We start from the raw sequence: 18,046 nt of genomic DNA, 5'->3' as shown, positions 1-18,046 counted from the left end.
AGAATGTTGCCAATACAAATAAAGTGTCAACTTGACACGTTTTTTTTATATAATTTGTTTTAGTTCTTGGTAAGAATTTATAAGATAATTTGCATTGGTAAGCGATTGATTTTTTACTATCGGATTTTTGTAACCAACCGCAAAAATACCCGCATCATTTGCCGCTTTAATACCATTGTCTGAATCTTCAATAACCATACAACATTCTCTAGGTATCTCAGCTAACATTGCTGCTTTTTCAAATATTTCGGGATGCGGTTTTGATGCTTTTAAATCGGCTCCACTAATTTTTGCCTTAAAATAGTTATTTAAATTAAATCGATTAAACACACGATCTATGTTTTCCATAACTGAAGAAGAGGCTACCACTAGGGTTAATCCTTTTTTATAAAAATATTTAATAATATCTTCTACACCATCTATTAATTGTAAATTAGGGTCGTTTTCGAAATAATTTACATAAATTTTTCGCTTTATTTTAGATAGGTTTTCAGGGGTTTCATCTAAATTAAAATGCTGAATTAGTTTTTTAAAAGAATCTATGGTAGAGGTTCCTGTTAATGATGCATACAGGGTTTCATCAACTTTTATTTGCAGAGCATCAAAAACCTCAAAATATGCTTTTTTATGTAGGGGTTCAGAGTCTATAATTACCCCATCCATATCAAAAATAACACATTGTACGTTTGTAAAATCGAAATTATTCAATACGTTCTATTTTAGCTCCGATAGATCTTAAACGTGTTTCTATATCTTCGTATCCTCTATCGATTTGTTCAATGTTATTAATAATACTCGTTCCTTTAGCAGAAAGAGCTGCAATTAATAACGAAATACCTGCTCTAATATCTGGCGAAGTCATTTTAGTAGCTTTTAACTGACTTTGAAAATTGTGTCCAATTACAGTAGCTCTATGTGGATCGCACAAAATTACTTTTGCGCCCATATCAATCAATTTATCAACAAAAAACAAACGACTTTCAAACATTTTTTGATGAATAAGCACCGTACCTTTTGCTTGAGTAGCTATTACCAAAATAATACTGAGTAAATCAGGTGTAAACCCAGGCCAAGGTGCATCGGCAACTGTTAAAATAGAGCCATCAATATAATTTTGAATTTCATAATTTTCTTGAGCTGGAATATAAATATCGTCATTTCTTTTTTCTAACCGAATACCCAGTTTACGAAATACATTTGGTATTTGCCCTAGGTTTTCCCAGCTTACATTTTTAATGGTTAATTCAGAGCGGGTCATGGCAGCAACACCTATCCAACTACCAATTTCAATCATATCTGGTAATATTGTATGCTCACAACCTTTAAGAACCTCAACCCCCTCTATCGTTAATAAGTTAGACCCTACTCCTGAAATTTTTGCACCCATAGAATTCAACATTTTCGAAAGCTGTTGAATATAGGGTTCGCAAGCGGCATTATATATTGTAGTTGTTCCTTGAGCTAAAACCGAAGCCATTATAATATTGGCTGTTCCTGTAACCGAAGCTTCGTCTAACAACATACTTGTTGCTGTTAGCCCTTTTTCAGCTTCTACTCCGTAAAAATGTTCTTCTTTATTATATCTAAATTTTGCACCTAAACGAATAAAGCCTTCAAAGTGAGTGTCTAAACGGCGGCGACCTATTTTATCTCCTCCAGGGCGTGGTATGTAACCTTTACCAAAACGAGCTAACAAAGGTCCCACAATCATAATAGAACCTCTTAGCGAACTACCATCTCTTTTAAAATCTTCTGATTCTAAATATTTTAAATTAATATTATTTGCTTGAAAGCTATATGAGTTTTTAGATAATTTTTCTATTAAAACCCCCAATTCACCCAAAATAAAAATAAGTTTATTTACATCTATAATGTTGGGTATATTGTGTATTATTACTTTTTCTGAAGTTAATAATACCGCACAAAGTATTTGCAACGCCTCATTTTTTGCTCCTTGAGGGGTTATGGTTCCTGCTAACTTATGTCCTCCTTCAATTTTAAATGATGCCATTTATCGCTTACGATTTTTATGATTCTTTTTATTATTTTTTTGTTTTTGACCTTGGTTATTACGCTTACGAATCAAATTTTTACCATCGGTTAGTTCTTCTTCGCTTTCTCTTAAATCGATTTTACCACCTGAGAGTTCGTATAAATGATTAAAAATTATAGCATCTTCTACCGTGTCTTTATTCCAGTTTAAATAACATTTTTTCATATGATTGGCTATTACAAAAATTAAAGCCTCTCTTTTATCATCTTCTTCCCAACTTAAGGCTACATCAATCATTGTTTCAATATTATTACCATAATAACGGTATCTTGAAGCTGATTTTGGATATGGTAATGCCTCTGGTTTTTCTAGTAATTCTGCTTTAGAAGGAACTTCGTAAGGAGGGTCTACTTCTAATTTAAAATTAGACATTATAAATAATTGATCCCATAATTTATGCTTAAAATCGGGTACATCACGTAAATGAGGTTGTAGGTTTCCCATCACATCAATAATTGCCTTTGCCATAGTATTGCGTTCTTCTTTATCAGATAAAGACACACAATAATCTACCAATTTTTGAATATGTCTACCATATTCAGGAATAATTAGTAGGGGTCTTTCAGAATTGTATTCTAAATCAAATGTCATTTTTAGAGTGTTTTTTTGAAAGTATTTTTTATACTCTTATAGTTATGCAAACTATATGTATTGCAGTTTTTAAAGCCCGCAAAGTACGTATTTATTTTTAGTAATTATCCAATAACTTTTAGTTTTGCATATTGCAATATTAATTTTTTCTTACCTGCAGTTGCAAACTGAATTTCTGCTTTTTTATTTGGTCCTTTTCCTTCTATACTTAAAACTTCGCCTTTTCCGAATCGATTATGTTCAACAATATTGCCTACTGTTAAATTGGTATCAAATAAATTTGTTTTTGGGGTTACCTCAGTAACTTTTTTAAACTTTGCTTTTAGCGGAATGTTTTGTACATCCTTTTTTTTATAAAATTCTCGTCGTTTTTTTTCAATCGGTTTTTGAAATCTTATTTTCTTTGGTGCATCTTCAAATAAACTAGCATCTAAAAATTTACTGGCACTTGATTGTGGCAATTTAGAGGTAAGATATTCTAAGTATTGATCGTCTATTTCTTCTAAAAACCTACTAGGTTCTGCATCGGTTAATTTTCCCCATCGATAACGTGTTTGGGCATACGATAAATAAGCGGCTTTTTCGGCACGGGTTAAAGCTACATAAAACAGGCGCCGTTCTTCTTCTAATTCGGTACGGGTATTCATACTCATTGCCGAAGGAAATAAATTTTCTTCTAACCCAACAATATACACATACGGAAACTCAAGCCCTTTAGACAAATGAATCGTCATTAACGAAACTCTAGGCTGTTCATCTTTTTTATCAGCATCAAAATCGGTAGCTAAAGCCACATCTTCTAAAAAAGTGGTTAGCGACGCTTCTTCACCAGCTTCTATTTTATCGGTAATAAAGTCTTTAATACCGTTTAATAGTTCTTGTACATTTTCAACCTTACTAATTCCTTCTGGAGTTCCGTCTTTTTGAAGATCTTTAATTAACTGTGTTTGTTTTACTACCAAATCAGCCACTTCAAATGCGTTTTTAGTTTGCGTTTCAATTTGAAAACGCTGTATCATATTCGCAAAATTTTGCAATTTGGTTTTTGTACCTGAATTAATACCAATATCAACCTTATCAATATTTTTAATAATTTGAAATATTGATTTTTGATACTGGTTTGCTGCAATAGTTAACTTATCAATAGTAGTGCCACCAATACCTCGAGCAGGATAATTAATAATTCTTTTTAGCGCTTCTTCGTCGTTTGGGTTAATTAATATTCTTAAATACGACAATACGTCTTTAATTTCTTTACGCTGATAAAACGATATTCCTCCGTAAATTTTATACTTAATATCTTTTTTTCGCAATGCGTCTTCAATAGCTCTAGATTGCGCATTGGTTCTGTACAATACGGCGAATTCACTATTTTGCAGCTGTAAATTCATTTTATTTTCAAAAATAGACTGCGCCACGAAACGCCCTTCCTCTCCATCTGAAATAGTACGCATCACTTTTATGGGCTCTCCTGTGACATTTGAGGTCCAAACTTCTTTATCTAATTTTGTTTTATTTTTTTCAATAAGCGAATTAGCAGCATTAACAATATTTTTTGTAGAACGATAGTTTTGTTCTAGTTTAAAGGTTTTTACCGCTGGATAATCTTTTTGAAAATTTAAAATATTTTGAATATTAGCTCCTCTAAAACTATAAATACTTTGCGAGTCATCACCAACAACACATATATTTTGAAATCGGTCTGCTAGTGCTCTAACAATAATATATTGCGAGTGATTGGTGTCTTGATACTCATCAACCATAATATAACGAAAACGATCTTGGTATTTTGCTAAAACATCTGGAAAACGAGCCAATAATTCATTGGTTCGCAGTAATAAATCGTCAAAATCCATAGCTCCTGATTTAAAACATCTATCAACGTACGTTTTATACACCTCACCCATCTTTGGTCTACTTGCCATTAAATCAGCTTCTCGTAAATCAGAATTATTAAAATAGGCTTTAACCGTTATTAAACTATTTTTAAAAGATGATATTCTACCTAAAACTTGTTTAGGTTTGTATCGATCTTTATCTAAATTCATTTCTTTAATAATTGTTGTTAACAGCCTAACCGAATCTTGTGTATCATAAATTGTAAAATTTGAAGGATAACCTAAACGGTCAGCTTCAGCACGTAAAATTCTAGCAAAAACCGAATGAAAAGTACCCATCCATAAATTTTTAGCTTCGCTATTACCTACCACTTTACTAATTCGCTCTTTCATTTCACGAGCCGCCTTATTAGTAAAAGTTAATGATAAAATATTAAATGGATCTACCCCTTGTTGCATTAAATATGCTATGCGATATGTTAATACACGTGTTTTCCCAGAGCCTGCCCCTGCAATAATAATTACAGGTCCGTCTTTTTGTAAAACAGCGGCTCTTTGAGGTTCGTTAAGTTGTTGTAAATAAGTATCCAAAAAAGTTTTTTTGAAGAAATTTAAAAGTGGAAAATTAACTATTCTTTTAAAACTATTAAAACCTGAATTTTAATAGTTATTCACAATATTTCTAATTATCACTAAAACATAACCTATAAAAGTTATAAACAAAAATATAACCCTATAAGATTATAAATAAAAATATAACTATTTAAAGTTATATTTAGTATATTTGCGATAAAACCATATTAATTTTATGACAAGCATTGTAACAGGCGATATTATAAACTCTAGAAATATTTCTGTAGAAAAATGGCTACCTATTTTAAAGAATATTTTAAATAAAATTGGAAATTCACCAGCTTCTTGGGAAATATACAGAGGTGATAGCTTTCAAGTAGAAGTTTCTATTTTAAACGCTTTAAAAACCTGTTTGTTGATAAAAGCAAGCCTTAAAACGATTGCTGCTTTAGATGTAAGAATGGCTATTGGAATTGGTGAAAAAACATTTGAAAACCAACACATTACCGAATCAAACGGTAAAGCACATATAAACTCTGGCTATGCCTTTGACAACCTGTTGAAAAAACAATCGCTTGCTATAAAATCGCCTTGGAAAGAATTTGATGAAGAGTTAAATATTAGCCTTGCTTTAGGTTTATTAACCATGGATAATTGGAGTGTAAATTCGGCAGAATTTGTAAAAATTTCGTTAGAAAACCCAACAATGACTCAAAGAGAAATTAGTAAATTGCTAGGTATTTCTCAAGCAGGAATTAGTAAACGTAAAAAACGAGCGGGTTTAGATGAAATTTTAAGACTTGAAAAACGATATCAAAAACTTATCAATCAAAAACCATAAAAAATGATTCTTTTTTTAAAGCTATTAATCGCACATATGTTAGGCGACTTTGTTTTTCAACCAACCAATTGGGTTATTAGTAAAGAAAAAAAGAAAATAAAATCTAAAAAATTATATTGGCACATAGGGGTTCATGCAATTTTAACCGCACTTGTTTTACAATTTAACCCAAGCTATTTACTAGGTTTTTTTTTAATTATAAGCACTCATTTTATAATAGATGTTAGCAAAACATATGTTCAAACTAAAAAAAACAAACGCCACTTATTTTTTTTAGATCAATTATTACATATAGCCATATTAATACTGGTAACATACTTATACGCCCCTTTTACTATCGATTTTAATCGTTTTTTATCAGAAAAAAATATATTATTAATAGCTTCACTACTTTTTGTATCTTACATTTCATCTGTACTTATTAAAGTAATTATAGCACAATGGAATCCTGAAAAAAACACAGAAAAAGACCAATCGCTCAGCAAAGCAGGTAGGTATATTGGTATTTTAGAGCGACTTCTTATTTTTACCTTTATACTGATAAATAAGTGGGAAGGTATTGGTTTTTTACTAGCTGCAAAATCAATTTTTAGATTTGGCGACTTATCGTCTGCTAAAGACCGAAAACTCACCGAGTATATTTTAATTGGAACGCTTTTAAGTTTTAGCCTTGCTATATCGATAGGATTATTATATTCGTACCTCACAAATTAAATTATGGAAAATAAAATTATTGAAGCATTAAGTTACACATTGCCCGCAGTAGTAACAGGGTTTGTTGCTTATTATTTTTTTAGCGGATTTATTACTTACTCAAACAACGAAAAAAAAATAGCATTATTAACCGAAAAAAAGAAAGAATCGCTACCCCTAAAATTACAGGCTTACGAACGATTACTTTTATTTTTAGAGCGTATTAATCCATCTAAATTAGTATTACGCGTAAAACCCATAAATCAAGACACTACAGCTTATGCAAATTTATTAATTGCAACGATAGAGCAAGAATTTGAACATAATAGCGTACAACAACTTTATATTTCTAACGCTTGTTGGAAAACAATTTTAACTGCCAAAAATTTAGTAATTACCAAAATAAAAACGATGGCAAAACAAACCCAAAATGCAAACCTTTTACAAGAAAATTTATTAATAGAACAAGCCTCACAAACAGAAAGTGCCACTAATGTTGCTATTAATTTTATAAAACAAGAAGTAAAAGAATTGTTATAATTACTAAATTTTTGACGGTTAAAATATAAATGTATTAAAAGAGCTAACTTGCTTTTTACTTACAATTTAATTTTTAATCCTAAGTTATAATTTCTACCTCTAGTTGTATAATCGGCAGCTTCTTGATAATTTTCATTAAAAATATTAGTTAAACATGCAAAAAGCGTAACCTTGTTGTGTATTATTTTTTGGTTGATAAAAAAATCGAACAAATTATACGAAGGCAAATCAACATTACCATAATCTTTAGTAGCATCGACATATTTATAACTTAACGAGGTAAAAGTAGATGGTGAAATTTTATAATTTAATTTAATCCCTAATTTATTTTTGGGTATTTTTAGCATTAAACTTTCATCTCTATCAACATACGTGTAATTAACTATAATTTGTAATTTTTTAAACGGATTATAATTAATTTCGGTTTCAAAACCCTTAGCATTAAACGTTCCTAACTCATTTATGGTTTTATACGTTTGAGAATCGTAGCCAATTTTATCGGTTTCTTCTCTATAAAAATAAGTACCATTAAAAGTTAATTTATGGGTAAGGTTAACTTCAAAACCCGTTTCTACAGTTGCATCTTTTTCGGGTTGCAACTCTTCAATAGTTGGTGATTTTGTAAATATATCTGATAATGTTGGGGTTACAAAAGCAGTACTGTATGAAGCAAAAAGTTTTATATCCGTTACTTTATTAATATGAAAATTATATGATGGATTTACATTGTAAACAAAATTATTACCATATTCGCTATGAATGTTTAAGCGCATACCCGCATTAAAATTAAGCCCATACGACGTATTATAGTTTACCGAAACATAGGGATCGTAAAAATGTTGTTTACCACTTCCTTCTTCAATAACCCTATACGAAGTTTTTTGTGACATATCTTGGTATTGACCAGCTAAACCTGCTAAAACAGATACGTTGCTAATTATGTAATTATTAGCATACACATCAAACCCTGAAGCCTTTCCTTCAAAGTTATCTAACGAAGGGGTTTCTACACGCTTAATATTCGTTATAAACGTTTTTATGTTAAGTTCTCCTTTATTGTATTTATAGTTAAATGTTGCTCCTACTCTTTTTTGTTTACTTTTTAAATTCTTGTCTTTATCCGCAGGAATACTTGCCCAGGTCACTGGGTCGTAATCAAAACCATCAAAATCAGTAGAAAATTTATCAAACGAACCAAAAATTCCAACATTGGCTTTAGAACTAATATCATATCCTAGTTTTAGTAGGGCATTTTGTCGATAAAAAACATCTTCTTTAAATTCAACATTAGGATCTCTACTTTCGACAGATGATAAGCCTCCCGAATTGTTTGCGTTTACTGCTAGTAAATAACTAACCTTTTTTATTGTACCGTTAAAATTAAAATTAGCGGCAAGCTCATTAAGCGAATAGTTTTGATGTTCACTAGACGAATTAGAGCCTGCAGTAGCTGTATAAGTACCTGCAAATTCTTTTTTAGCTTCTTTTTTTAGTATAATATTAATAACCCCTGTAGCAGCTCCTGTACCGTACAAAGTAGAAGATGCCCCTTTTAAAATTTCAATACTTTCTATTTGATTAATATCTATTTGACGTAAATCAAAATCGCCACTAACCGATGATGGATCGTTTACATTTATCCCATCAATTAAAATAGCTACTTGCTTGTTTCTTCCCCCTCTAATGTAATACCCTAAATTTTGACCTTTCGTACCATAACTTCCGTTAATTTGTATTCCAGGCACATCATTTAACACATTTAAAAGGGTTTTTCCTTGCTCATTACTTAGCATTTCAGAAGTAATCTTGTAAACAATTTTACCTACATTTTTTTTGTTTACAGGAAATTTTGTAGCAGTAACCACAACTTCGTCTAACTGTTTTTCTTTTTCTTGTGCTTTGATTTTATTAACCATAGTAGTGCACAGCAATATTCCTACAATTAGAAATCGTTTTTTCATTTTATACGTTTTTTTTAATTTGTGTTAAATCAGGACAAAGTATAACCATACCAAAACTTTTATCCCGAAAGTTTCTTTTTTTTGATATTGGCAGGTCTCCTGACTTGCGTCTTGTAACACACCTTCCCATTTATTACTAAACAGTGGTTAAAGTAGCTGTTACAAGCTTACTAGCTTACAGTTGCGGGAACAGTGTTGGATTTTCACCAACTTCCCTTTTAATTTATTATCAATGACATTGATAACAAAACCAAAATCGGGGCAAAAGTAGTTTAAAATTTGTAATCTTGTAACCAAATTAATAAAAGAATGAAAAACATTTTTTATCCTCTTTTTTTAGTCTGTTTTTTGTCAGTGTTTTCGTGTAAACAAGTAGCTAAAAAACAAATTAATAAACCTAGTGGGTCTACTATAAAATATGCTAAAGGCTTTGATATTGTACAAACTGCAAAAGAGAAAAAAATAATTATAAAAAGTCCGTACCCAAATGCAAATAAGCCATTTGAATACACCATTGAAAATAAAAACAACAATATTACAAAGCATAGTTCTTCTCGTGTTATTTATGTTCCTATAAAAAAAATGGTGGTAACTTCTACTACTCATATCCCCATGATTGAATTATTAAACGAAGAAAAAACGTTAATCGGTTTTCCGCACACACAATACGTTTCTTCTGAAAAAACAAGAGCTTTAATTGAGGCTCATAAAATTACCGATATAGGTAAAGAAGCCTCTCTTAATACCGAAATTTTATTAAGCTTAAACCCTGAGTTAGTTGTTGCTTTTTCGATGAGTAAAACCAATAAAGCGCTTGCATTAATAACAAAACAGAATATTCCTGTAATTTTAAATGGCGATTGGTTAGAAGAAACACCCCTTGGTAGAGCTGAATGGATTAAGTTTTTCGGAATACTCTACAATAAAGAAAAAATGGCTGACAGTATTTTTAATATTATTGAAAAAAACTATATCGAGGCTAAAAAAATAGCTAAAAATGCAATTACCACCCCAACCATTTTATCAGGTGCTATTATGAATAAAGATATATGGAATTTACCTGCCGGAAATAGTTTTATTGCTCATTTTTTTAAAGACGCTAACACAAATTACTTATGGCAAAACAATAAAGGAAGAGGTAGTTTATCGTTGAGTTTTGAAAGTGTTTTAGATAAAGGAAAAGCTGCTGATTTTTGGATTTCTCCAGGATATTTTTCAACTAAAAACCAATTAATTAACAGTAACAAAATATACCAAGAATTTAAAGCTTTCAAAACCGATAATATATATACCCCCAATTTAAAAAAGGGTAAAACAGCTGGTATTATCTATTTTGAACTTGCCCCTACTCGACCCGATTTGGTACTAAAAGATATCATTAAAATTACTCACCCAGAGCTTTTACCTAACTATAAATTTACCTTTTTTGAAAAAATGAAATTCTAATTAGATTAAAAAGGTGAATATATCGTATTTTTAATCTCTTTATTTTAACGGATTTAAATAATCAGCTAAAGTAGGGTTATTGGGATCACTAAAATCATTTCTTGGATTACCATCACCGTTAGCATCTTCGTTTTTAGTAAGTTGCCCATCGTTATCATCATCAGCATCAAGAAAATTAAGTGCACCATCTTGATCTGTATCATCATTAAGTGGGTTTCCATCGCCATTCGGGTCTTCATTTATAGACGGAATACCATCATTATCATGATCGGTATTGGGTATAATATCCCATAAGTTAATATAATATACTAAACATGAGTTTGCAGGAACAGAAAGCCCTGTAGTATTTGCATAACCTAATCCTGAAGGAATAAATAAAATTCCTTTTCCACCACCCGTATAATTAATAGGTTCGCCATCTGTTGATACATTTTCACCTCCTTTAAAATTGGTGAAACCATATAACCTGCCTTTTACATAACTCTGAACTTGACCAAACCATGTGCCTGATTTTATAGTTCTAACATCTTCAAGTTTAGCTGTGGTTTCTATATACTTTAAGTCGTAGGTAGCAAAAATTGAATCCATTATGGTAGGAAAACCTTTTTCTTTAGGGTCATCGCCTACTCTATTTACATACACATATAATTTATAATCAATATCATTTTCGGTAATATCCATTGTTTTTAACTTGGTATCTTTATATAAAGAGGTTTGCCCGTTATCAATTGTTTTTATCGAATCGATAGCGGTGTCAAAATAATGCGATTGTAAAAATTTTACAATCGAATCATTATCAATAACTGCTTGTGCAGCGCTATCAAAAGTTTCTTCTGTTGTTTTTTTATTACAAGCATAAAGCACTACCGATAGTATTGCCAGCAAAAAAAGGTTTTTAAATGATACCATTTTACGTTAAATTTTTCGGTGCGCAAGTTACCATTTTTATACCTTTGTAAAAAACCTAAAGTTAAAATTTAACTTTTTATATGCGAATAGATAAATACTTGTGGTGTATTCGATTTTTTAAAACGCGAAGCTTAGCTACCGAAGCATGTAAAAAAGGTCATATAAAAATAGCCAACACACGCTTAAAACCTTCTAAAGAGGTTTATGGGGATGAACTTCTTTTAATTCGGAAAAATCAAATCGATTATACAATTAAAATAATAGCGATACCCCCTAACAGAATTGGTGCAAAATTAGTAGATTTATACAGAAAAGATTTAACCCCTAAAGAAGCTTTTGAAAAAACAGAATTATTAAAGTACACCAAAGATTATTATAGAAAAAAAGGTGTTGGAAGACCTACAAAAAAAGACCGAAGAGATATCGAAGATTACAATCAAACACTAGAAGAAGATTAATAAATTATGATAACGACAACCCATAATAACATTATTTTAAACCATACGCAAATTGAACAAAAAATGCGTAGAATTGCTTACCAAATATACGAAAGCAACAGTAACGAAAAAGAAATTATTTTAGCTGGCATTGACCATAATGGTTATCTTTTTGCAGAACAATTGTCAAAAATTATTGCTAAAATATCACCTTTAAAAATACAATTATGTAACGTTATTATTGATAAAAAAAATCCGTTAAACCCCGTTAAAACATCTCTTTCTGCTCAAGAGTATAAAAACAAATCGCTTATTTTAGTTGATGATGTATTAAATTCTGGCACTACCTTAATTTATGGGGTTAAACACTTTTTAGAAGTACCTTTAAAACGATTTAAAACGGCTGTTTTAGTAAACCGAAATCATAAAAAATACCCTATAAAAGCCGATTTTAAAGGAATTTCATTATCTACTTCTCTACACGATCAAGTAGTCATAGAATTTACTAAAAATAAAGCCGTTGCTTATTTAATGTAGTTGCACTTTAAGTTCGGTTACTATTTCAGTTATACTTTTGTTGTCAATCGGTAATATACTACTTGCTTGATTGTAATATTTATTACGCTCAAATAAATGTTTAGCAACATACTCTTGTAGTTTTTCATCAGACAACTCCGCTACTAAAGGTCGTTTAGAACGTTGATTTTTAAGCCTTTCAACCAATGTATGTACATTGGCTTTTAAATATATAGAGTACGTGTTTTCACTATTATTAATCACTTGCATATTGCTTGCGTAACAAGGGGTTCCGCCCCCAAGGGCGATTACTATATTATTGGTAGCAGCCAACAGTTCTTTTAAATAAAAATGCTCTTGATAACGAAAATAAATCTCTCCTTTAGTTTTAAAAATATCCGTAATTGTCATTTCTTCTTTTTCTTCGATATACACATCTAAATCTATAAAAGACATATCCATTTCTTGTGCTAAATATCTACCTATTGTTGATTTACCACTTGCCATATACCCTATTAAAACAACTTTCATATAATATATTTTTTAATTAATTAACTGGCTACTAACACTCTGTAAATAGCATTTAAGGTTAATTATAAAACTTGTGCAAATATCAACAAAAAAATTACAAAAAATATTGTAGAAATAGAACTTAGCATCGTATATTTGCACTCGATTTTAGAAAAACAGACCGGGTAGCTCAGTTGGTAGAGCATCTCCCTTTTAAGGAGAGGGTCCTGGGTTCGAGCCCCAGCCCGGTCACAAAAAGGTTGTATAAAAATAGAAACAACGTCATTCTAATTTTTCTTAGAATTATATCTATCAAAACTTTTCGATTGATAAAAAAAACAGGAATAAAATTAAATTGGCAATAAACTATATTTTTTTACAACCTTTTTTAATTTCTAAGCGCACGTGGCGGAACTGGTAGACGCGCTGCCTTGAGGGGGCAGTATTCGTAAGAATGTGGAAGTTCGAATCTTCTCGTGCGCACAATTTTTTATAACGTTATAATTAACTTTTACAAAAAAATCTAATTTTTAACCACACTTTTCTTTTGTGGAATAATTATTGCTTTTATTTTATCAATTTTACAAATAATTAACAAGTTTACTTACTTTTATCACTATTATTGCGCTATGCAAAAACAATTAATATTATTAGGTTTTCTATTTTTATTTTCTGTTGTTGGTTTTTCACAGAATACAACCCAAAGTAAGTTAAAAGGGCAGGTAGTAAATGCTGCAGACCAAAAAGCTTTAATTGATGCCAACATATTAAATTTAAATACTGTACAAGGTATAGCAACCTCTAAGAAAGGTTTTTTTGAGCTTCCTGCGAAAGAAAATGATACAATTATAGTGTCATATGTAGGGTTCGAATCTATAAAAATAAAAATTACCAATGATTTATTAAAAGGTAATGAATTGGTTATTGAACTAAACGAAAAACCTGAAAAAATTAAAGAGGTAGTTATTAACTCAACAAAACTAATTGGGGTATTAGAAATTGATGTTAAACAAGTACCTAAAGATAAATTTACCCGAATACATATTAACGGATTACCTCAAACTTATGAAATAGGACGTCCTACAAAAATTTCTTCTCCTATCAGTAAAATATTTCAGCCTATAGACGCCATCTATAATCTATTTGGCAAAAAACCTAAGCAATTAAAAAAACTTAAAAAGCTTAAAAGTGAAGATAACTTACGTAAAATGCTAGGCGATAAGTTTGATCGCGAAATTATGATGGAATATTTAGAAATGGATAATCAACAGCTAACCAAATTATTATCAGACTGTAATTACTCTGAATATTTTATAAAAAAAGCAAGCGACTTACAAATGATTGAAGCTATATTAGATTGTTACGAACAATACAAAGCTGTTAAAAAAGGTAAGATTGAACGAAATCGAGTGCCTGAAAAAGCGCTAAATAGTGATGGAAATTAAATTTTGAGTCCGGGCTTTTTGTAACAAATTAGTTATCTTAGTCGTCTAACAATCAAATCGACTAAATCTTTTCTTTTTGGAAACAATTTTATCTCTTAAAAATATTGATAAAAAATTTGGGAGTGTTCACGCAGTTAACCAACTATCTTTTGATATAAAAAAAGGAAATGTCTATGGCATTTTAGGTCCTAATGGAAGTGGTAAATCAACAACACTTGGTATTATTTTAAATGTAGTAAATAAAACCAGTGGCGAATTTTCTTGGTTTAATGGAAACTTATCTGTTCACGAAGCACTAAAAAAAGTAGGTGCTATTATAGAACGCCCTAATTTTTACCCCTATATGACGGCAGTTCAAAATTTACAGCTAATCTGTAAAATTAAAGGTATTTCGTATGAAGCCGTTGAAGAAAAACTAAAAATTGTAAATCTTTACGAACGAAGAAACAGCAAGTTTAAAACCTACTCGCTTGGTATGAAACAGCGTTTAGCTATTGCCTCAGCCTTGTTAAATAACCCCGAAGTATTAATTTTAGACGAACCTACCAATGGATTAGACCCACAAGGCATACATGAAATTCGTGAAATTATTAAAAAAATTGCACAGGGTAACACCACTATTTTATTAGCCTCTCATTTACTAGATGAAGTTGAAAAAGTTTGTAGCCATGTAATTGTTATTAGAAATGGAAAAAAATTATATGATGGATTAGTAGACCGTATAACCACCTCTAATGGCTTTTTTGAATTACAAGCCGATGATAATGAAAAATTGATTGGTGTACTAAAAAATCACCCTGCGGTAGTTAACATTACAAAAAACAATGATTTTATCATTGCTAATTTAAATACCGATTTAGCAGCTACAGAAATAAACAAATATCTGTTTAAAAATGATATAGCTGTATCACATTTGGTAAAACGAAAACCTAGTTTAGAACAGCAATTTTTAGACTTAACAAGCAACTAAACCATAAAAAAATGCTACGACTATTAAGTATCGAATTTCACAAACTCAAATACAACAGAGCTAGTAAAGTTTTATCTATTTTTTACTTTGGGCTTCTTACTTCTATAGCTTTAATTACAGCGATAAGATTTGATATTGGCCCTATAAAATTTCACTTAGCTGAACAAGGAATTTTTAACTTCCCTTTTATTTGGCATTTTAACACCTATATTGCTTCTGGATTTAAGTTTTTTTTACTGCTGGTAATTGTATCAATGATGGCAAACGAATACAGTTACAAAACACTAAAACAAAACCTAATTGATGGGCTAAGTAAAAAAGAATTTATTTTATCTAAATTTTATATGGTAGTAGTTTTTGCCTTAATTTCTACTGTATTTGTATTTCTTATTTCGCTTATTTTAGGGCTTATTTACTCAGATTATAACGAGTTTCCGATAATAACCTCAAATCTAGAATACTTAATAGCCTTTTTTGTAAAACTAGTAGGTTTTTTTTCTTTCGGATTATTTTTAGGTATTTTAATAAAACGATCTGCCTTTGCTGTAGGCGCTATGATAATATGGTTTTTTGCAGAAAATATGTTTAAAGGCTATTTGTTTTGGATGTTTAAAAACAACAGCAATCCCTCAGAAAAAGTTGCTAATGTTATGCAATTTTTGCCGTTAGAAGCTATGTCAAACCTAATTAAAGAACCTTTTAGTCGTTTAAGTGCTGTAAAAATAGTAGCCAATCAAATGGGCGAAAAAATAGTAAAAGATTTTTCTGTTCATTTTACAGATATATTAATTGTTTTAATTTGGACATTTGTATTTATTTACCTTTCATATACCCTGCTAAAAAAAAGAGATTTGTAATCTTTACCTCGTTTCATAGCTGTTATAACTAACAAAAAAACAAATACTTAGTTTTCTAAACAAGTCGTATTTCGAGTGGTATTTTTTTTTATATTTACTGCGCAACGTAATTGCATGTCTTATTCGCTTATCTTATGGGTATAAATAAACTTAAATTACCTTTAGTATTCGTTGTTTTTTTATATTTAGGCGGATATAAAAACACTTTCGCTCAACTGAGTAAAAAACACTTCATCCCTCCTTTAACCTATGCCGAAGCAGGAAATGCAAGTCCAAATGATCAATATTTTTATATTTCTACCCCCAGTGAGAAAAAAGTAGCCTATACTATAAAACCAGTTGGCTTACCTGCTACCAGTTATATAACTGGTTTTGTTTCTAAAGCTTCCCCTCAAAAAATTTATATTGGAGATAGTAATTCGCAACTTTTTGTCGATTCTAATCAAACCAGCACCGTTACCACCAATAAAGGCTACATTATCGAAGCTTATGATGCTATTTATGTTTCGGTAAGATTAATAGCTGGTAATGGCTCTCAAGCAGGAGCTTTAGTTAGTAAAGGCGCTGCAGCCCTCGGAACCTCTTTTAGAGCTGGAATGTTTACAAACGAAAACCCTGTACGAAACAATTACTTAAACTTTATTTCTGTTATGGCTGCAGAAGATAATACCACAGTTACCTTTTCTAATCTTCCTAATGGGCTTGTTATAAAAAATTATACAGGTACTACCCCCATAACTGGAATTGTACTAGATGAAGGCGAAAGTTATATTGTTGCTACTAATGCTTCAGATGCAAGTATAAACAGAGACGGTTTAATTGGAACACTTGTACAGTCTGACAAACCCATTGTGGTTAATTGTGGCTCTGCTAATGGTAGTTTTCATAATGGTAACGGAAGAGATTACGGTATAGACCAAATTGTTGGAGAAGATAAAATTGGAACCGAATATATTTTAGTTAAGGGAGGTGGACTAGATGGTTGGGAAAATGTTTTAGTCGTTGCAAACCAAAATAATACCAGTATTTACGTTAATGGTAATGCTGCTCCAATAGCAACTATAAATGCTGGAGAATACTATTTAATTGAAGGTAATTATTACAATAGTAATGGAAACATGTATATTGAAACCTCTAACCCTACCTTTGTTTATCAAGGTGTTGGTGCTAGTAATTCTGAAGCAAATCAAGGATTGTTTTTTGTACCACCCATAAGCTGTAAAAACAGAGGGAATGTAGATAATATTCCAGAAATAGAAACCATTGGAGGTACCGTTTTTACAGGTGGGGTTACCTTTGTTGCTAACCAAGATGCTAATATTACTGTAACTACTACATCTGGCAACCCTGTTAATCTTTTGGGTCCATACACTGTTACAGGAAACACTGGTTATGTAACCTACAAAGCCGCTAATTTAACAGGCAACATCACTGTTTCTAGTACTGGCGAACTATATTGTGCTTACTTTAATATTAATAATGTAGCTACCTCTGGTAGTTTTTACTCTGGTTTTGCAACTGCCCCTGAAGTTAATTTTGCTCCTTCAAGCGAAAACTTAGGATCGTGTATCCCTAACATAACATTAGATGCAACACGTTCTAATATGTTTGATACTTTAGAATGGTTTTTTGACGACCAAAACGGAAGTGGTTTTGTTTCTGTTGGAACAGGAACTAGCTATAAACCAACTTCTCCAGGTAAATATAAAGTGGTAGGTTCTTTAACATGCGGGGGTAAGACCTATACATACGACTCTGATGAGTTTTTTGTTAGTCGATGCCCTGATGATTATGATAACGATTCTATCATAGACAACCTCGATGTAGATATCGACAATGATGGAATTTTAAATTGTGACGAATCAC

The 18,046-nt window shown here is 31.0% G+C and carries 17 protein-coding genes, 2 tRNA genes and 1 riboswitch; of the genes, 12 read left to right on the top strand and 7 right to left on the bottom strand.

Annotation, left to right across the window (positions count from 1 at the left end; all coding sequences use genetic code 11):
* Nucleotides 1–45: 45 nt before the first annotated feature.
* The 4 genes from AB2B44_RS08850 to AB2B44_RS08835 form a co-directional block, all read right to left on the bottom strand.
* Nucleotides 46–708, bottom strand: a complete 663-nt coding sequence (locus tag AB2B44_RS08850) for an HAD family hydrolase (protein ID WP_369049220.1) — start codon at nt 706–708, stop codon at nt 46–48.
* Nucleotides 701–2,011 (bottom strand): UDP-N-acetylglucosamine 1-carboxyvinyltransferase, encoded by a 1,311-nt coding sequence (murA, locus tag AB2B44_RS08845; protein WP_369049219.1) that lies wholly within the window; start codon nt 2,009–2,011, stop codon nt 701–703. Before murA ends, AB2B44_RS08850 begins: the two co-directional genes overlap by 8 nt.
* Nucleotides 2,012–2,644 (bottom strand): DUF4290 domain-containing protein, encoded by a 633-nt coding sequence (locus AB2B44_RS08840; protein ID WP_369049218.1) that lies wholly within the window; start codon nt 2,642–2,644, stop codon nt 2,012–2,014.
* Nucleotides 2,645–2,748: 104 nt separating this feature from the next.
* Entirely contained in the window at nt 2,749–5,073 is a 2,325-nt protein-coding gene (locus AB2B44_RS08835) for an ATP-dependent helicase (RefSeq protein WP_369049217.1), read from the bottom strand.
* Between the two features lie 217 nt (nt 5,074–5,290).
* Here AB2B44_RS08835 and AB2B44_RS08830 point away from each other — a divergent pair, with 217 nt between their 5' ends.
* The 3 genes from AB2B44_RS08830 to AB2B44_RS08820 are packed head-to-tail and all read left to right on the top strand — an operon-like array spanning nt 5,291 to nt 7,129.
* On the top strand, nt 5,291–5,896 hold the full coding sequence (locus AB2B44_RS08830) for a SatD family protein (protein ID WP_369049216.1): 606 nt from the start codon (nt 5,291–5,293) through the stop codon (nt 5,894–5,896).
* 3 nt (nt 5,897–5,899) lie between these two features.
* A complete protein-coding gene (locus AB2B44_RS08825; RefSeq protein WP_369049215.1) occupies nt 5,900–6,610 on the top strand; it encodes a DUF3307 domain-containing protein in 711 nt (236 codons plus the stop codon).
* Nucleotides 6,611–6,613: 3 nt separating this feature from the next.
* Nucleotides 6,614–7,129: a hypothetical protein gene (locus AB2B44_RS08820; protein ID WP_369049214.1), complete on the top strand. Its 516-nt coding sequence runs from the start codon at nt 6,614–6,616 to the stop codon at nt 7,127–7,129.
* Between the two features lie 59 nt (nt 7,130–7,188).
* Here the strand turns inward: AB2B44_RS08820 and AB2B44_RS08815 are convergent, their stop codons facing one another.
* Nucleotides 7,189–9,090 carry a TonB-dependent receptor plug domain-containing protein gene (locus AB2B44_RS08815; protein ID WP_369049213.1) on the bottom strand — a complete coding sequence of 634 codons (1,902 nt, stop codon included), beginning with the start codon at nt 9,088–9,090 and terminating at the stop codon, nt 7,189–7,191.
* A gap of 71 nt (nt 9,091–9,161) precedes the next feature.
* Nucleotides 9,162–9,360: riboswitch (cobalamin riboswitch) on the bottom strand.
* Between the two features lie 39 nt (nt 9,361–9,399).
* Between AB2B44_RS08815 and AB2B44_RS08810 the strand changes: the two genes are divergently transcribed.
* Entirely contained in the window at nt 9,400–10,536 is a 1,137-nt protein-coding gene (locus tag AB2B44_RS08810) for an ABC transporter substrate-binding protein (protein WP_369049212.1), read from the top strand.
* A gap of 39 nt (nt 10,537–10,575) precedes the next feature.
* Here the strand turns inward: AB2B44_RS08810 and AB2B44_RS08805 are convergent, their stop codons facing one another.
* Complete coding sequence (locus AB2B44_RS08805; protein ID WP_369049211.1) at nt 10,576–11,421, bottom strand: peptidylprolyl isomerase; 846 nt, start codon at nt 11,419–11,421, stop codon at nt 10,576–10,578.
* Between the two features lie 104 nt (nt 11,422–11,525).
* Between AB2B44_RS08805 and AB2B44_RS08800 the strand changes: the two genes are divergently transcribed.
* Both AB2B44_RS08800 and AB2B44_RS08795 read left to right on the top strand, forming a co-directional pair.
* Nucleotides 11,526–11,903 (top strand): RNA-binding S4 domain-containing protein, encoded by a 378-nt coding sequence (locus AB2B44_RS08800; protein WP_369049210.1) that lies wholly within the window; start codon nt 11,526–11,528, stop codon nt 11,901–11,903.
* 6 nt (nt 11,904–11,909) lie between these two features.
* Complete coding sequence (locus AB2B44_RS08795; RefSeq protein WP_369049209.1) at nt 11,910–12,419, top strand: phosphoribosyltransferase domain-containing protein; 510 nt, start codon at nt 11,910–11,912, stop codon at nt 12,417–12,419.
* Here AB2B44_RS08795 and AB2B44_RS08790 read toward each other — a convergent pair.
* A complete protein-coding gene (locus AB2B44_RS08790) occupies nt 12,411–12,929 on the bottom strand; it encodes a shikimate kinase (protein WP_369049208.1) in 519 nt (172 codons plus the stop codon). The genes AB2B44_RS08795 and AB2B44_RS08790 overlap by 9 nt on opposite strands.
* A 158-nt stretch (nt 12,930–13,087) precedes the next feature.
* Between AB2B44_RS08790 and AB2B44_RS08785 the strand changes: the two genes are divergently transcribed.
* The 6 genes from AB2B44_RS08785 to AB2B44_RS08760 all read left to right on the top strand — a co-directional run.
* Nucleotides 13,088–13,160: transfer RNA gene (locus AB2B44_RS08785), tRNA-Lys, on the top strand.
* 147 nt (nt 13,161–13,307) lie between these two features.
* A tRNA-Leu gene (locus AB2B44_RS08780) sits at nt 13,308–13,391 on the top strand.
* Between the two features lie 146 nt (nt 13,392–13,537).
* Complete coding sequence (locus AB2B44_RS08775; protein WP_369049207.1) at nt 13,538–14,353, top strand: carboxypeptidase-like regulatory domain-containing protein; 816 nt, start codon at nt 13,538–13,540, stop codon at nt 14,351–14,353.
* Between the two features lie 76 nt (nt 14,354–14,429).
* Nucleotides 14,430–15,323 (top strand): ABC transporter ATP-binding protein, encoded by an 894-nt coding sequence (locus AB2B44_RS08770; RefSeq protein ID WP_369049206.1) that lies wholly within the window; start codon nt 14,430–14,432, stop codon nt 15,321–15,323.
* A gap of 11 nt (nt 15,324–15,334) precedes the next feature.
* Nucleotides 15,335–16,180: an ABC transporter permease gene (locus AB2B44_RS08765; protein ID WP_369049205.1), complete on the top strand. Its 846-nt coding sequence runs from the start codon at nt 15,335–15,337 to the stop codon at nt 16,178–16,180.
* A 134-nt stretch (nt 16,181–16,314) separates the two neighbouring features.
* The coding region (locus AB2B44_RS08760) for an IgGFc-binding protein (RefSeq protein ID WP_369049204.1) at nt 16,315–18,046 on the top strand (1,732 nt) is incomplete at its 3' end.

Origin of the sequence: Tenacibaculum sp. UWU-22, assembly GCF_041021355.1 — a bacterium.
In the GTDB taxonomy this organism is placed as follows: Bacteria; Bacteroidota; Bacteroidia; order Flavobacteriales; family Flavobacteriaceae; genus Polaribacter.
Note: the sequence above shows the minus strand (reverse complement) of the source record. Positions and strands in the feature narration are given on the sequence as shown.

Excerpts from the sequence above, each read along its gene's own strand:
- murA (WP_369049219.1), bottom strand. The coding sequence starts at position 2,011 with ATGGCATCATTTAAAATTGAAGGAGGACATAAGTTAGCAGGAACCATA.
- AB2B44_RS08840 (WP_369049218.1), bottom strand. The coding sequence starts at position 2,644 with ATGACATTTGATTTAGAATACAATTCTGAAAGACCCCTACTAATTATT.
- AB2B44_RS08830 (WP_369049216.1), top strand. The coding sequence starts at position 5,291 with ATGACAAGCATTGTAACAGGCGATATTATAAACTCTAGAAATATTTCT.
- AB2B44_RS08825 (WP_369049215.1), top strand. The coding sequence starts at position 5,900 with ATGATTCTTTTTTTAAAGCTATTAATCGCACATATGTTAGGCGACTTT.
- AB2B44_RS08820 (WP_369049214.1), top strand. The coding sequence starts at position 6,614 with ATGGAAAATAAAATTATTGAAGCATTAAGTTACACATTGCCCGCAGTA.
- AB2B44_RS08815 (WP_369049213.1), bottom strand. The coding sequence starts at position 9,090 with ATGAAAAAACGATTTCTAATTGTAGGAATATTGCTGTGCACTACTATG.
- AB2B44_RS08810 (WP_369049212.1), top strand. The coding sequence starts at position 9,400 with ATGAAAAACATTTTTTATCCTCTTTTTTTAGTCTGTTTTTTGTCAGTG.
- AB2B44_RS08800 (WP_369049210.1), top strand. The coding sequence starts at position 11,526 with ATGCGAATAGATAAATACTTGTGGTGTATTCGATTTTTTAAAACGCGA.
- AB2B44_RS08795 (WP_369049209.1), top strand. The coding sequence starts at position 11,910 with ATGATAACGACAACCCATAATAACATTATTTTAAACCATACGCAAATT.
- AB2B44_RS08790 (WP_369049208.1), bottom strand. The coding sequence starts at position 12,929 with ATGAAAGTTGTTTTAATAGGGTATATGGCAAGTGGTAAATCAACAATA.
- AB2B44_RS08775 (WP_369049207.1), top strand. The coding sequence starts at position 13,538 with ATGCAAAAACAATTAATATTATTAGGTTTTCTATTTTTATTTTCTGTT.
- AB2B44_RS08765 (WP_369049205.1), top strand. The coding sequence starts at position 15,335 with ATGCTACGACTATTAAGTATCGAATTTCACAAACTCAAATACAACAGA.